The 15,181-nt window shown below is 56.0% G+C and carries 12 protein-coding genes and 1 pseudogene; 7 read left to right on the forward strand and 6 right to left on the reverse strand.

Going from position 1 to position 15,181, the window contains the following annotated elements; all coding sequences use genetic code 11:
- The first annotated feature begins 228 nt into the window (after positions 1-228).
- On the forward strand, positions 229-786 hold the full coding sequence (locus tag BUA44_RS14420; RefSeq protein ID WP_072813441.1) for a hypothetical protein: 558 nt from the start codon (positions 229-231) through the stop codon (positions 784-786).
- On the forward strand, positions 773-961 hold the full coding sequence (locus tag BUA44_RS14425) for a hypothetical protein (protein ID WP_072813443.1): 189 nt from the start codon (positions 773-775) through the stop codon (positions 959-961). The genes BUA44_RS14420 and BUA44_RS14425 overlap by 14 nt, the downstream gene beginning before the upstream one ends.
- 128 nt (positions 962-1,089) lie before the next feature.
- On the opposite strand, the gene carB is transcribed toward BUA44_RS14425, so the two are convergent.
- The 4 genes and pseudogenes from carB to BUA44_RS15450 all read right to left on the reverse strand — a co-directional run bounded on the left by carB (position 1,090) and on the right by BUA44_RS15450 (position 7,592).
- A complete protein-coding gene (gene carB, locus BUA44_RS14430) occupies positions 1,090-4,353 on the reverse strand; it encodes a carbamoyl-phosphate synthase large subunit (protein WP_072813446.1) in 3,264 nt (1,087 codons plus the stop codon).
- A 67-nt stretch (positions 4,354-4,420) separates the two neighbouring features.
- Positions 4,421-6,094: pseudogene (locus BUA44_RS14435) on the reverse strand (CTP synthase); the annotation flags it as partial.
- Positions 6,087-7,283 carry a glutamine-hydrolyzing carbamoyl-phosphate synthase small subunit gene (gene carA / locus BUA44_RS14440; protein WP_083579653.1) on the reverse strand — a complete coding sequence of 399 codons (1,197 nt, stop codon included), beginning with the start codon at positions 7,281-7,283 and terminating at the stop codon, positions 6,087-6,089. The pseudogene BUA44_RS14435 and the gene carA, both read right to left, overlap by 8 nt.
- Positions 7,284-7,361: 78 nt before the next feature.
- On the reverse strand, positions 7,362-7,592 hold the full coding sequence (locus tag BUA44_RS15450) for a hypothetical protein (protein ID WP_143152026.1): 231 nt from the start codon (positions 7,590-7,592) through the stop codon (positions 7,362-7,364).
- Between the two features lie 194 nt (positions 7,593-7,786).
- Between BUA44_RS15450 and purF the strand changes: the two genes are divergently transcribed.
- Complete coding sequence (gene purF / locus BUA44_RS14450; RefSeq protein WP_072813450.1) at positions 7,787-9,172, forward strand: amidophosphoribosyltransferase; 1,386 nt, start codon at positions 7,787-7,789, stop codon at positions 9,170-9,172.
- Between the two features lie 31 nt (positions 9,173-9,203).
- On the opposite strand, the gene BUA44_RS14455 is transcribed toward purF, so the two are convergent.
- Positions 9,204-10,211, reverse strand: coding sequence for an aldose 1-epimerase (locus BUA44_RS14455; RefSeq protein ID WP_072813453.1), 1,008 nt, complete (start codon positions 10,209-10,211; stop codon positions 9,204-9,206).
- Positions 10,212-10,338: 127 nt separating this feature from the next.
- Between BUA44_RS14455 and BUA44_RS14460 the strand changes: the two genes are divergently transcribed.
- Together BUA44_RS14460 and BUA44_RS14465 are read left to right on the forward strand one after the other, a co-directional pair.
- Positions 10,339-11,874, forward strand: a complete 1,536-nt coding sequence (locus BUA44_RS14460; RefSeq protein ID WP_083579659.1) for a tRNA modification GTPase — start codon at positions 10,339-10,341, stop codon at positions 11,872-11,874.
- Positions 11,864-12,727, forward strand: coding sequence for a GRP family sugar transporter (locus BUA44_RS14465; protein WP_255370582.1), 864 nt, complete (start codon positions 11,864-11,866; stop codon positions 12,725-12,727). The genes BUA44_RS14460 and BUA44_RS14465 overlap by 11 nt, the downstream gene beginning before the upstream one ends.
- Here BUA44_RS14465 and BUA44_RS14470 read toward each other — a convergent pair.
- A complete protein-coding gene (locus BUA44_RS14470; protein WP_072813560.1) occupies positions 12,708-13,619 on the reverse strand; it encodes a hypothetical protein in 912 nt (303 codons plus the stop codon). The two genes, BUA44_RS14465 and BUA44_RS14470, sit on opposite strands and share 20 nt — an antisense overlap.
- Positions 13,620-13,730: 111 nt before the next feature.
- On the opposite strand from BUA44_RS14470, the gene BUA44_RS14475 reads away from it, so the two are divergent.
- Together BUA44_RS14475 and BUA44_RS14480 are read left to right on the forward strand one after the other, a co-directional pair.
- Positions 13,731-14,549, forward strand: coding sequence for a hypothetical protein (locus BUA44_RS14475; protein ID WP_072813457.1), 819 nt, complete (start codon positions 13,731-13,733; stop codon positions 14,547-14,549).
- 98 nt (positions 14,550-14,647) lie between these two features.
- Complete coding sequence (locus BUA44_RS14480; RefSeq protein ID WP_072813460.1) at positions 14,648-15,133, forward strand: hypothetical protein; 486 nt, start codon at positions 14,648-14,650, stop codon at positions 15,131-15,133.
- Positions 15,134-15,181 lie beyond the last annotated feature (48 nt).

Consider the following 15,181-nt stretch of genomic DNA (forward strand, 5'->3'; position numbering starts at 1 on the left):
CAAAATATAGATTATTCCGCTGTCAAAAGGTGACGCCACGCCCGGAAGGCAAGAAAAAAGCAAAAAAACGCAGAATTCAACCGCCTGCAGGGGTCGATTTTCCTCAAAATTGCCAAAATTTCCGCGAAAATCGCCGATTGTCATAATATGACATACGAGGAATGTATATTTTAAGCGTGAATTCAAAAGACCCGCAATTTTAAGCTTGTTTGCGGGAAGGAGTAGAAGATGTATAGCGATGCAAAAATCGGTGGTGTCGGAATTTGGCTGGACGAGATTGTTCCTTGCCTTAAGGACAACGAAACCGGAGAAATCAAGGAAACCGTGGTGTTCAGGATTGAGAGTCGCTCGTTCCTGAAAAAGTTCAACGAAAAGAACGGCTGGGGGATCGATTGGATTGAGGTCCCTAACGATGTTGAAGTGTTCGCTCTCGCCTTGAAGGAAAATAACGAAATTCAGGGGCTGGTCGGGGTGAAAAATGATGAAGGGCCTAAGGCGGCGTACTTGCACTGGGCCTGCACTGCTCCGCACAACAATAAACGTGTATATGGCTCACAGCGCTATAGCGGCGTTGGTGGGCATCTTTTTGCCATTGCCGTTGATAAATCTGTACAATGGGGTTACGATGGCGTTATTTTCGGTTTTGCCCTTAACAAAGAACTGCTAAATCACTATATTGGCGTATTAGGGTGTGCGCATATCGGCGCGCTTCATCCGTATCATTTCATTTTGGGGCCGATTGCTGCAAAAAAAATGTTGGAGACGTACACTTATGAATGGAACTAAGAAGGTTGAGGACATTCTGTCCGATGTACGGATTCCGTTTTCGGCGGTTCCCGACCCGTACAGGAATGCTCCTCCCTGCAAGTTGAACCTGCTAGAACTGGCTCGGTATGCAGACAGGAATGGCAAGGACATCAGTAGTCTTTCTCAAGAAGAAATAGCCCAGTTCAAGATATAAGGTTAGTTAAAGCAAAAAACGCAGGCTCGATTGAGTCTGCGCTTAATGCTTTAGATCCTTCGACTTCGAGGCTTATGCCTCTCCGCTCAGGATGACACTGAGCCTGCCCTGAGTTGGTCGAATGGGTGTCACTTCTTCACGTGGCGATGGTACTCTTGGAGGCTGCATACCTCGAATCTTCCGAAGTCGTGCTTGTCCATGAGGCCTTCCACGGTAGAGGTGAGGGCGGCGATGGTCGTGGTGATGGGAATGCCGGAGACGACCGCCTTGGAGCGCATCTGGATTTCATCGACCATGGCTTCGGCACCATTTTCGGTGGTGTTCACAATCCACTGGACTTCCTTGTCGTGAATGAGGTCAAGCAGGTTCGGGCGGCCACGGGAGATGCGAAACACGGCGCGGGTCTTGATGCCTTCGTTGTAGAGCATCGTGGAGGTGCCGCGGGTGGCGTAAATCTGGTAGCCCATGTCAACGAGGCGCTTGATGAGCGGGACGGCCTTCTGCTTGTCTTCGTCCTTGAGCGAGACGAAGATGTTGCCCTGACTCGGGACCTTGTTGCCCGATGCCAGCTGGCTCTTGAGGTAGGCAAGGCCGCGGTCGCGATCGATGCTCATGACTTCGCCGGTAGATTTCATTTCCGGAGAAAGCGTGATGTCGACACCCGGGAACTTGACGAACGGGAAGACGGCTTCCTTGACGCTCACGTAGGGCACGTGGACTTCTTCGGTAAAGCCAATTTGTTCGAGGGTTTCGCCCAGCATGCAGCGGCTGGCGTAGCTGGCCAGCGGGACGCCGATGGACTTGGACACGAACGGAACGGTGCGGGAGGCGCGCGGGTTCACTTCGATCATGTAGAGTTCGCCGTCCTTCACGGCGAGCTGCATGTTCATGAGGCCGACCACGTGGAGTTCCTTCGCGAATTCCTTGGCGTAGGCGCGGACCTTGTCCTGGATTTCCTTGGAAAGCGTCATAGGAGGGATGACGCTTGCGGAGTCGCCGGAGTGAATGCCTGCGGGTTCCACGTGTTCCATGATGGCGCCCACCACGGTGTGCTTGCCATCGCTGATGCAGTCCACGTCAAGTTCGGTGGCGTCTTCCAAGAAGCGGTCGATGAGGATGGGCTTGCCTTCGCCAATGGCGGCAGCTTCTTCTACGAACTTGCGGAGGTATTTTTCCTTGTAGACAATCACCATGCCGCGGCCGCCGAGAACGAAGCTCGGGCGCACGAGAACGGGGTAGCCGATCTTTTCGACGATGGCTAGGGCTTCTTCCACGTTGTGGGCGATGCCGGATGCGGCCTGCTTGATACCGACCTTGTCGACCAGCTGCTTGAAGAAGTCGCGGTCTTCGGCGAGGTCAATGTCTTCGGGGCTTGTACCTACGACGTTTGCGCCGGCCTTTTTGAGACGCATGGCAAGGTTCAGCGGAGTCTGACCACCGAATTGCACAATCACGCCCGCGCAGTTTTCGCGTTCGTAAATGCCCATCACGTCTTCGAGCGTGAGCGGTTCAAAGTAGAGCTTGTCGGAGGTGTCATAGTCGGTGGAAACCGTTTCGGGGTTCGAGTTCACCATGATGACTTCGTAGCCTTCGCGGCGGAGCGTAAAGGCGGCGTGGCAGCAGCAGTAGTCAAATTCGATGCCCTGACCGATTCTGTTCGGGCCGCCGCCGAGCACCATGATGCGCTTCTTGCCGCGGTTGCCGATAATCGTGCGGACCGGTTCGGAATTTTCGGCCCAGCAACTGTAATAATACGGCGTGATGGCTTCGAATTCGCCGGCGCATGTATCTACGGAGTAGTAACTCGGAACGAGGCCAATCTGCTTGCGCACCGCCATGACTTCTTCGGGAGTCATGTGGAACAGGTAACCGATCTGGATATCGCTATAGCCGAGTTCCTTGGCCTGGCGGAAGAGCGGCAGGTCCTTCGCGAGGTTTTCGAGAGAGCCTGCGGAAAGGATTTCGTCTTCGTAGAGGGCGAGTTCTTCGAGGTGGCGCAAGAAGTAGCGGTCGATTTTCGTGATTTCGTACAACTTCTCGACACCCCACTTGCGGCGCAGTGCTTCGTGCAATACGAAGATGCGTTCGGCACTCGGGCGGGCAACTTCCTTGGCGAGGGTTTCGTCGTCGAATGCGGCGAACTTTTCGCACTTGGCGCAGGCACCGAATCCGCCGAATCCCGTTTCGAGGGAGCGGAGGGCCTTCTGCATGGCCTGCTTGAAGTTGGTACCGATGGCCATGGCTTCGCCAACAGACTTCATCTGAGTGCCGAGTGTGGAATCGGCCTTCGGGAACTTTTCGAAGGTGAAGCGCGGAACCTTCACGACAACGTAGTCGAGAGCCGGTTCAAAGCAACTCGGGGTTGTCTGCGTAATGTCGTTGCGGAGTTCGTCGAGCGTGTAGCCCACGGCGAGGAGGGCTGCAATCTTTGCGATGGGGAAGCCCGTTGCCTTGGAGGCGAGAGCAGAAGAACGGCTCACGCGCGGGTTCATTTCGATGATGATGCGGCGGCCGGTCTTGGGCTCAATTGCCCATTGAACGTTGGATCCACCGGTTTCTACGCCGATGGCTTCCATGACCTTCAGGGAGTCGTCACGCATGGCCTGGTAGGCACGGTCATCAAGGCTCTGGATCGGGGCGACGGTAATGGAGTCGCCGGTGTGCACGCCCATGGGGTCCAGGTTTTCGATGGAGCAGACGATAACGGCGTTGCCCTTCTTGTCGCGCATGACTTCCATTTCGAATTCTTTCCAGCCAAGCAGCGATTCTTCAATAAGCACTTCGTTGTTGAGCGAGGCGTCAAGACCGCGGTTCACGATGGTTTCGAATTCTTCGGGATTGTGGGCGATACCGCCGCCCGTGCCGCCGAGGGTAAAGCCCGGACGGATAATCAGCGGCCAGCTGCCGATGGTGTGGGCGATAGCGGTCGCTTCGCTCATGGAGTGTGCGGAACCGGAGCGGGGGAGGTCAAGCCCAATCTTGAGCATGGCTTCCTTGAACAGGTGACGGTCTTCGGCGCGCTGGATGGACTGCGCCTTTGCACCGATAAGTTCCACCTGGTAGCGGTCCAAAATGCCGCGCTCGTTGAGTTCCATCGCGAGGTTGAGAGCCGTCTGGCCACCGAGTGTGGGGAGCAATGCATCGGGGCGTTCGCGACGGATGATTTCGTGCAGAATATCAACGCTCAGCGGCTCGATGTAGGTGCGGTCGGCCATTTCGGGGTCGGTCATGATGGTGGCCGGGTTGGAGTTCACGAGCACAACTTCGTAGCCTTCACGGCGGAGCACCTTGCAGGCCTGCACGCCGGAGTAGTCGAATTCGCAGCCCTGGCCAATCACAATCGGGCCAGAACCAATGAGCATAATCTTCTTGATGTCGGTACGCTTAGGCATTCTTTTTGCCTCCATTCTTGTCATTCCCGCGACCTGTGCTGAGCTTTGTCGAAGCAAGGCGGGAATCTTTCTTTTGTGCCGGTTTTGCCTGCGCAGACTTGGCCTGCGCGGAACCTTTTTTCTTTTGTGCGAGCGCTGCCTTTACAAGCCCGCTGAACAGCGGGTGCGGCGCGGTGGGCCTGCTCTTGAATTCCGGGTGGAACTGGCAGGCTTCAAAGTAGGGGTGGTTCTTGATTTCCACCATTTCCACGAGCTTGCCATCGGGCGATGTACCGGCGATTTTCAGGCCGGCCTTTTCCAAGGCGACGCGGAATTCGCTATTGTAGTTGAACTCGTAGCGGTGACGGTGACGCTCGCTGATTTTTTCGCTCTTGTAGAGTTTTGCGGCGTTGGAATCCTTCATGAGCTTGCACGGGTAAGCGCCCAGGCGCATGGTGCCGCCCTTTTCGGTGACGTTCTTCTGTTCGTCCATCAGGTCAATGACCGGGTGGGCCGTCTTTTCGTCGAATTCCGTGGAGTTGGCGTCCTTCCAGCCGAGTATGTTGCGTGCAAATTCAATCACGCAGCATTGCATGCCGAGGCAAATTCCCAGCAGCGGGACCTTGTGTTCGCGGGCGTACTTGATGGCAACGCACTTGCCGTTCACGCCGCGGCTTCCAAAGCCGCCCGGAATCAGGATGCCGTCGGCGTTCTTGATGAGGTTCGGATTCTTTTCGAGTTCTTCGGCCTCGATACATTCCACCTTCACCTTGGCATTGTGTTCCATGCCGGCGTGTTGCAGGGCTTCGTGTACGGACTTGTAGGCATCACGGATGGCGATGTACTTGCCCACCAGCGCGATGGTGCATTCGTACTTCGGTTGGGTTGCTTTCTTTACTAGCTTGTCCCATTCGGAGTGGATAATCGGATGCACGCTCAGGCGGAGCTGTTCAAGCACGCGAAGGTCGAGTTCTTGCTTCGAAAGTTCGCGGGGCACGGCGTATACAGAATCCGTCACGTCCTTTTCTTCGATGACGCATTCGGGTTTTACGTTGCAGAAGAGCGCGAGCTTGTCGAGGTGATCCTGCGGAATCGTCATTTCGGTACGGCACACCAGAATGTCCGGGAAAATACCGATGTTGCGAAGTTCGGCAACGGAGTGCTGCGAAGGTTTTGTCTTGAGTTCGCCTGCTGCCTTGAGGTAAGGCACCAAAACCAGGTGGACAAAGCAGGTGTTTTCCACGCCGACTTCGAAGCGGAACTGTCTTGCGGCTTCCAGGAAGGGGAGGGATTCAATGTCGCCAGCGACACCGCCGATTTCGCAGAGCACGATGTCAGCGCCGCTTTCAGCTGCAGAACGGAAGGCGTCCTTGATTTCGTTGGTAATGTGCGGAATCACCTGCACGGTGCCGCCGAGGTACTTGCCCGCGCGTTCTTTTGCGAGTACAGAAGAATAGATGCGGCCCGAAGTGTAGCTCGATGCCTTGGAGCACTGCACGCCTGCGAAGCGTTCGTAGTGGCCCAAATCAAGGTCGGTTTCGTAGCCGTCGTCGGTCACGAAAACTTCACCGTGCTGGTAGGGGCTCATGGTGCCCGGGTCCACGTTCAGGTACGGGTCCAGCTTCTGCATGAACACCTTGTAGCCGCGGCTCTTGAGGAGCAGTGCGAGCGATGCGGAGGTGATGCCTTTACCGAGGGAACTGACCACGCCGCCGGTAATGAAGATGTACTTGGTCTGTTTCTTTGCAGTTGCCTTAGCCATTTTTCACCTCCCCGGCGCATTCCTTACCCGCGCCATCCATACAAGCACAATCCTTGCCCGCACCGTTCTTTCCAGATTTAAAGTCAAGAATCATTTGTCTGAATTCGCCGAACAGGTAGTAGGAATCGTTCGGACCTGGAGCGGATTCCGGGTGGTACTGCACGCTGAACGCGGGGAGTTCCTTGTGACGGATGCCCTCGACGGTGTTGTCGTTCAGGTTGATGTGCGAGACTTCCACGTTCGCGGGGAGGGTCGATTCTTCGATGGCGTAGTTGTGGTTCTGGCTCGTGATTTCCACGGCGCCGGTCTTCAAGTTTTTCACCGGATGGTTGCAGCCGTGATGGCCGAATTTGAGTTTGGAAACTTTCGCGCCGAGCGCAAGACCCAAAAGCTGGTTACCGAGGCAGATGCCCATCAGCGGGACCTTGCCCAAAAGCTGCTTCACGACAGCCGCTACTTGCGGGAGGCTGTTCGGGTCGGCAGGCCCGTTCGAGAGGAACACACCGTCCGGATTCTTCGCCATAATTTGTTCGTAGGTGGCGTTGATCGGAAGCACCGTCACCTTCATGTTCTGCGCGGCGAGGTTCCTCAGAATGTTCGTCTTGATACCGAAATCCAGCGCGACAACGTTCAGGTCGCCTTCGGTGCTGAATTCGTAGCCGTTCGGGTCGCTGACCTTGCTGGCGTAATCCTGGCCGTCGAGGCCTTCCCAGGCTTTTGCCTTTGCGATCGCGTCGGCTTCATTCATGTCGGAGCCGTCTACGTGCAGGTAGGCTTTCTGAGCCCCGTGTTCACGCAGGTGGATGGTGAGAGCGCGCGTATCCACGCCCGCGATGCCCGGCTTCTTGTGGGCGAGCATATAGTCGTGCAGGCTCTCTTCGCCGATTTCCTTGCTCACGTCATCCAGCGAGTTCACGACAATCCCGTTCAGGAACACGTCGCGGGATTCGGACTTCTCGAGGTTTGCGGCGTACGCGCCCACTTCTGCCGTGGTGAATACCACGAACTGCCCCGCGTAGGAGGGGTCCGTCAAAATCTGCTTGTAGCCCGCCATGCCGGTGTTGAACACCGCTTCGCCGACGGTATCGGTAGTCTCTCCAAAGGCATACCCGTGGAACACGGCGCCATCCGCCAGTGCCAAGAACGCTTTCTTCTCGCGTTTCGCTTTCCAGTTGAACTTGTCAGTCATATATTGCTCGCTGTGTAATGAAAATCCAGATAAAAATAAAGGCAAAAGCCAGAAGCTTTTGCCAAACGATTGAAAAATTTAAAGACAGGAATGAAAATCAGATGCCCGGGGAGAGTCGCCTGGTTCCGTTGCGAGTGGCTTGCAACGGCGGTACTCATGTGTGCCTCGATGGATTCCGATTTTTTCATCGGAACCAAAAACTAGCATTCTGCCAAGGCGTTGGTAAGGCATAAAAAAAGAAAAATTTTTGCGAAATTCGCCCGAAATGGGCAATTCTTTTACAATTTTTGTAGTTTTGCGATTTTGCATTACACAAAATGTAAAACCATTTCTCGGGCCAAAATCCATTCTTGCGCAACAATGCCACCTCGTGCGCCATTTACCCCTCGAACCATAAAATGGCACGATTTTTGCATGCCAAAAACGTCCGTTTCCCTGCTTGCATCCGAACGGGTGGGCTGTGACCTTCGAGGTAGGGGAAACATAAATTTCAGAGAGGCGTTATGCTCGACGAATTACACGAAGAATGCGGCGTCATCGGCATTTACAATGGCGATACCGTCGTGAGGAATATAACCATGGGGCTTTACGCCCTGCAGCACCGCGGTCAGGAAAGCGCCGGATTCGCGGTCACCGACGGAGACAAGGTTCGCGTCCGCAAGTCCATGGGGCTTGTATCCACCCTCCTCCGGGAACACAACATCGACGAATTTGACGGCTTTGCTGGCATTGGCCACGTGCGTTACAGCACTACCGGGGCATCTACCCTTGCCAACGCCCAGCCGATTCTGGTGAGCTGCAAGTGGGGGCAGCTCGCGGTGGCCCACAACGGAAACATCACCAACGCCACCGAACTCCGCGCCGAAATGGAAAGCGAAGGGCACATTTTCCAGACCACCTCCGATTCCGAAATTCTCCTGCACGAAATCGCCCGCACCGAGGCGGACTCCCTGGGAGAGGCCATCAAGAAAGCCATCACGAAATTCACGGGCAGTTTCTGCCTCGTGTTTATCAGCAAGGACACCATGTTCGTGGCCCGTGACGGCTTCGGGTTCCGCCCGCTTTCTATCGCGCGGATGGGCAAGGCGTGGTGTGTCGCGAGCGAAACCTGCGCATTTGACCTGCTGGGTGCAAACTACGTGCGCGATATCCAGCCCGGCGAGTTCCTGACCATCACCCAGAACGGGCTGCACTCCGAGCGCTTTACCCACAAGGACAGGCTGGCCCATTGCATTTTCGAGTACATCTACTTCAGTCGCCCGGATTCCAAGATTTTCGAACAAAGTTGTGACAAGATTCGCCGCAAGATGGGAAAGCAACTGGCGAAGGAATGCCCTGTAGATGCGGATATCGTGATTTCTGTACCCGACAGCGCCACCACGGCTGCGTTAGGTTATTCGCAAGCCAGCGGCATCCGCTTTGAAATCGGGCTTCTCCGTAACCATTACGTGGGCCGCACCTTCATTGACCCCACGCAGAACGTGCGCGAGCAGAAGGTCAAACTCAAGTTCAACCCCATAGAGGGTGTGCTCAAGAACAAGCGCGTGTGCGTGGTGGAAGATTCCATCGTTCGCGGCACGACGCTCAAGATTCTTTCCCGAATGTTGCGCGACGCGGGCGCTCTCGAAGTCCACATCCGCATAGCATCGCCTCCGGTGGCGCACCCCTGCTTCTTTGGCATGGATTTCCCGAGCCAGGGCGAACTGGCCGCAAGTTCCATGACTCCCGACGAAATCGCCAAGATGCTGGGCGTCGAAAGCCTCGGCTACCTGAGCGTCGAAGGCATGAAGGAATGCACCGGCGAGGGCGAGCATTACTGCGCCGCCTGTTTCGACAACGACTATCCCGACTACATCGGAAGTGATTTGACGAAGACCCGGTGCGGGTAAGTGTGCGAGGCAAACTTCGTTTGCCGAAGGATTACTTGTATTCCGCGCCGAAGGTAAACGTGCGTTTTTCGCCGGGCGGGATTACGATGAGTCCGCGGTGGTGATTCAGCGCGTCGGGCTCCGATGTCATGGGCTCGATGGCGATGCTCTCGCGGGTCGGGGGCGTGTATATCTGGATGGCGTTGTACTGCCCGAGGCGTGCATCCTGCCAAATGGTGAGCTTGCCGTTCTTGCCTTCGAGCGTAACGACGCCTCTTCCTGTTTCTCCCGGCTTGCTGTTGTCAACAAGGCAAAAACAGTCGTTGATGAACTCGTCGTTAATCTTGCGGCCTGCAGTAAAGCGCGTGTCCGCATGGAAGTTGCCTGTCGGAAGGTCGGCGCTGTCAAGTTCCGCAAGGAGCGATTCGGGGAGTGTCATTACCAGGTCGTTGATTTTTTCACCCAGCATGTAGTACGGGTGCCAGCCTTCGGAATAGGGCATATCCGTGTTGCCCATGTTCTCGACGGTCGATTCGACCATGTACGCGTTCCCGGAGAACGTTATTTTGTTTGTAGCACGAAACGGGAAGGGGAATCCCGCGAAGGCACCCGGCCAGTCGCAGGTAAAAACGGCAGAGCAACTTTTGCTGTCGGCTTCAAAACGCTCGAATTTCCATTCCTGGTTCTGCAAAAAACCGTGCAGGGCGTGCGGGGCCCAGCTTACGTTGTTGATGAGCTGGTAGGTCTTGCCGTTCCAGGTAAACTTCGCGTAGGCGGTGCGCCCGGGGTAGGGGGCTAGCCTGCAGCCCGCGTTGGTGTCGGGGCCCATCTTGAAGATGTCGTCGCCTTCGCGGTAGCCGTAGAGCAGGTCGAGCGTTTTTTTGCCGGCGCTAGCCTCGGGTGAGTTGCCCGCGGAGGCATAGTTTGCGACAGGGATGCGCCAGGCGTTGAGCCCGCTGCCGTAGCCCGAAAGGATTTCGAATTCAGCGCCGTCGTCGCGCTGGAGGACAAAACACTGCACTGTGCCGATAGGGCGGGAAATCAGTTTGAAGTTGCTCATATTTTTTAAGATAGAAAAAAGGTCACTAGTCATTGGTCAATAGTTGCTGGTTCTTATGGTCGCGCCGAAGGCGCCATTTTTTTTACTAATGACTAAGGACTAACTACTAATAACTATCTTTATGAGCATGGATTCCCAGACGATAGTCGCTCCGATGACCCCCTCCGGCGTGAGTGCCGTGGCCGCGCTCCGCGTGAGCGGAGCCCACGTCCGTGACGTGGTCGCGCGCCTGTTCGGGAACGAGCGTCTAGAGAATTTGAAGGCGCGCGAGGCGTGCCTCGGGACTGCGCGTGACCCGCAGTCGGGCAAGCTTATCGATAGCCTATTGTACATCTTCTTCGAGGGCCCGAATTCCTATACCGGCGAAGACGTGCTGGAACTCTACCCGCACGGGAACCCGCTTATCGTACGCGACCTGCTGCAGGCAATCCGCGGGCTCGATGGCGTGCGCCTTGCCGAACCCGGGGAATTCACGCGACGCGCCTTCCTGAACGGCAAGATGGACTTGACGCAGGCCGAATCCGTGGCCGACGTGATTCACAGTGCGAACCGCGCAGAACTCGAGAACGCTCACCGCCTTCTGGGGGGCGCCCTCTCGAAAAAGATTGCGGCACTCGCTTCGCAGGTCAAGGACATCTCGGCGCGCCTCGAACTCGATGTGGATTTCGCGGAAGAGGAGGCCGATCCGGACTTTGCAGGCTGGGAGGCGCGGTTTGTTGCTGTCCGCGAATCCATCCAGCAAATTTTAAACAGCTTCCACGGGAAGGCTTCGCTTAGCAGGCTCCCGCTGGCCGTGCTCTACGGCGCGCCGAATGCGGGCAAGTCAAGCCTCGTGAATGCCCTCCTGGGCGAAGACCGCGTGCTCGTGAGCAACGTTCCGGGCACTACGCGCGACTTTGTGGAAGTGCGCCTGTTCTTGCCCGGTGGCGAAATCCGGCTGGTCGATACCGCGGGCATCGCGGCGCAGGCGACGGATGAGCTTGACGCTCTCAGCCAGAAGAAGAGCAGGGAAATTCTCGAAGAAGCCGACATGAAGATTCTCGTGCTGGACGGGGCTTTGCGGAAGTGTCGTTCTCGCGAAGGCGAATTAGCATCTCGTCATTCTCGCGAAGGCAAAATTGCTTCTCGTCGTTCTCGCGACGGCGAATTAGCATCTCGTCATTCTCGCGAAGGTGAATTAGCACCTCGTCATTCTCGCGAAGGCGAATTAGCATCTCGTCATTCTCGCGAAGGCGAGAATCTTAGAACGTCCACCTTCGCGGACATGGCAAATAACGCGGACCTTGTCGTTTATTCCAAGAGCGACCTGCGTGCATCCCCCGACAGGAACGGCGCATCCCCGATTCCCGATGGCGGACTGAGTGTTTCTTCCAAGACGGGCGAGGGGCTCGACGCTCTCCGACAGGCGATGAACGCCACCCTGTTCAAACAATCTGCGGACGCAGAAGACCTCTGGATTACGAGCGAGCGCGAGAAGGCCTGCCTCGAAGACGCCCTTGCGGGTATCGACCGCGCGCTCGACCTGCTCCGGAACAATCCTGCAGTCGAACTTTTGGCTTTTGAAATGCAGGTGGTGCGTCGTGCACTCCAGAGCATAACGGGCGAAATCTCGTCCGAAGACATTCTACAATCTATTTTCGCGGGGTTCTGCATTGGCAAGTAGCACGCTCAGTTTAATCGGTGTCCTCATCGGGATTTTTGCTTTCGGGACCTACATGGTTCCCCTGAAAAAGTACCCGAACTATTCTTCGTGGGCGTTCCTCGCCGTGATGGCGGTGGGCGCGCTCTTCTGTTCCACCGTTATCGCGGGAGTAACCGGGCAATTCAACTTGGCGCCGGTCGGTATTTTCTGCGGGCTTCTCTGGGTTATCGGCGGCGCGCTCTGCTTCTGGGCGGTGCAGGCCGAACAGGACCTCGCGGGTACGGGGCTTCGGTCCATGAGCGTGAGCATCTTGCTCTCGTTCTTCAGCGGCGTGGTCATATTCCAGGAACCGACCCTTCTGTACTTCTCCGTTCCGGCGATTGCCTGCATGGTTATCGGCATCTGGATTCCTGCAAGCAAGACCAAGTCCGTGTGGAAAAACTGGCGCTCGCTCCTTTCGGGCGCGATTTTCGGTACGTACCTGATTCCGTACAAGTTCAGTTCCCTCGGTGATATGGAATTCCTGTTCCCCTTCTCGGTGGGCGTGTGCGTAGGCAGCGTATTGCTTGTCGCCATTATGACGCTCAAGCGCAAGAAAAGTTTCGGTTATCCTAAAATTCCTACTTTGTTCGCTTTTGCGTCCGGCATCCTCTGGATGCTCGGTACCCTCGCCATCTTCTGGGCCATCGCCGACGACGGCATGTTCGGCTACGCAGTGGGCTACCCGCTTCTGCAGCTCAATCTCGTGGTGAACCAGATGTGGGGCGTGTTCGTGTTCGGCGAATACGCAAGCCGTCATGGCCGCATAAAGCTTACGCTCTCGACCATCGTCATATTGGTTGGAGCGGTGCTCCTTACACTTTCAAAGATGTAATTTCAGCCTCGAATGTTTCGGCAGCTTTTGCGTCCTCGTTGTAGAGGGCGCAGATTTTTTTTGTGCTCAGTTCCAGCACCTTGCGGGCAAGTTCGTTGTTGCCCTCTTCGCGCAGCATGCGGAGCGATGCGTCGATGCGCTTCACGTCCAGCGGCTCGGGGTAGTCCTTCATGAACTTGTACAGCAGTTTCACCTGACGGTCGTAATCCTCGTCGGTTTCGCAGGCGAGCAGGAAGGGTATCACCTTCACGTTCAAAAGGTTCCCGAGGTCGCCCACGAACGTGTTCAGCGATGCTCCTTCGGGGAACAGCTCCACCGTGTCGCTCATGATGTCTTCGTTGTCGAGGAACTGCCCGTTCTCGAACTGCGAGAGCATATCGTTCAGGAGCTCCATCTCGTGCTTCTTCGTCTGCTCGCGGTAACGCGCCTGGTAGTAGATGGGGAGCGTCGTGAGGCAGAAGTGCGCCTGGTTCGCGCCGATGAATTCCCCGACAAAGTAAATGTCGGCTTCTTCCTTGAGAATGTCTTCTTCTTTGGTGAAGTTGCCGATGCGCGCCGGGATGGGGATGACTTCCATGTTCGAAAGTTCGTGCAGGCGGTCGCGCACCGTTTCCACGTCAAGGTTCTCGGGCAGTTCGACGCCGTTCTCCTCCATCGTTTCGAGGAGCTCGTTCAGGCGCTCGTCCATCACCTGGTTCCTGCGGCGGCGCGAGGGCACGGTCGGGTTGAACTTGCGGAAATCGCCTTCAAGCGTCAAGAGTCCGTTCTTGATCATGTCGTCGAACGGCGTGTTGCTTTCTTCGGCGTCTGGCGTGGGCAAAATCCTTGCGTAGGCAATCATCCTGCCGCAGAGCCTGTCGTCGTTTCCTTTTTTCTGTTCAATACCGAGCATGCGCATAATATAGCAAATAGTCATTGGTCATTAGTCATTGGTCATTAGTTGCTGGTTATTATTCATTCCACATTTCACATTCCACATTCCACATTATCTATCTTTTCCCTTATGGAACCGGCCCTCTGGCAAAAGATTCTCGACCTGTGCAACAGGCTCTCGAACGTCACGTACGAGAACCTCACGAAAATCATACGCCTGGAATCTACCGGCAGCGCTACTGCCGCGCGCAACCTCGACGACAGCGACCAGAACGATATCGACACCTGGATGGGTGGCGGCACCTGCTTCAGCATGACGTGGCACCTGTACCAGAGCCTGCGCGACATGGGATTAAACCCGCGGCTCGTGATGGGCCACAAGCGCAAGGAACGGAACATCCACTGCGCGCTGATTTTACCGGATGCGGATACTAACGCGTCATCGCGAGCCGAAGGCGTGGCGATCCACTCAGAATTTTTATTCGATCCCGGCTACCTGATTTTTGACCCGTTGCCGATTCCGCTCCCGAAGCCCTTCGGTGCAGGTGAGGCGCTCTTCCCGCTGGTGCCGAACAGCGTGCGCCTCGTGCGGCCCGACATGGATTCCATGGAACTCTGGACCGGCGGCGCCCTCCGTACCGACGGCTCGATTTCTTCGCCCATGAAGTTGCGGTTCGAATACCCGGTGGCAGGCGTGAGCGTCGAGGAATTTAAACAGCACTGGTCCGAAAGTTTCTACCGCGAGATGATGACCTACCCGGTGTTGAACCGCCTCGACCGCGAGCGCGGCGTGCAGTACTATTACCAGAAGGGCAACCTCGTGACCCGCGACGCAAACGGCAGCCGCATGGAACGCATCGCCGAACCCGAAAGGGTCGAGAAATTGAGCGAAATCTTCAGGCTTTCGCCCGAACTCGTGTCCAGGGCGCTTGGTATCCTCTCGAAATAAGTATATATTTGTTTCATCGTCATCCCCGCGACCTGTGGTGAGCGTCGCCGAACCAAGGCGGGGATCTTTAAGCATCACAGGAACATAAGGAGTCCTATATGAAAAAGATTCTGGCCGCTTTCGCCATCCTCGCTTCCGCAGCTCTCATTGCCTGCGGTCCCTCCAAGCTAGAAATTCAGGAAATGTCGTCTTCGTGCGACGTGTCCGTCGAAGTGGGCAAGGTGCTCGACGATACCATCAGCCTCTACGTGGGCAACATGTTCTTCCTGAACGCGAAGCAGACCGTGAACGAGGACCTGTTCCCGCTTTCGGCCAGCATCCGTGACCCGATGAACATCGAAGTGAAGGGCCGTACCGACGTGATTGCATCCGCCGCCGACTTCATCGCCTACCTCCGCCGTTCCGCCCCGAACGCCGTGAACTTCGGCATAGTCGTGAACGAAGCCGCGAAGAACGAAATCGGCTTTGACGAGGCAAAGACCGTCAACCGCCTGGTCGAAGTCTTCAAGACCCTCGAGGGCGGCTCCGTCATCCTCTTCCACGAGAAGGACGGCCAGCTGACCGACGCGAAGAAACTGTTCTAGTCCGCAAAGAACAGTTGATAGAATTTATACTATATTTTTAGTGTAAAT

The sequence above is a fragment of the Fibrobacter sp. UWR3 genome (assembly GCF_900143055.1).
In the GTDB taxonomy this organism is placed as follows: Bacteria; Fibrobacterota; Fibrobacteria; order Fibrobacterales; family Fibrobacteraceae; genus Fibrobacter.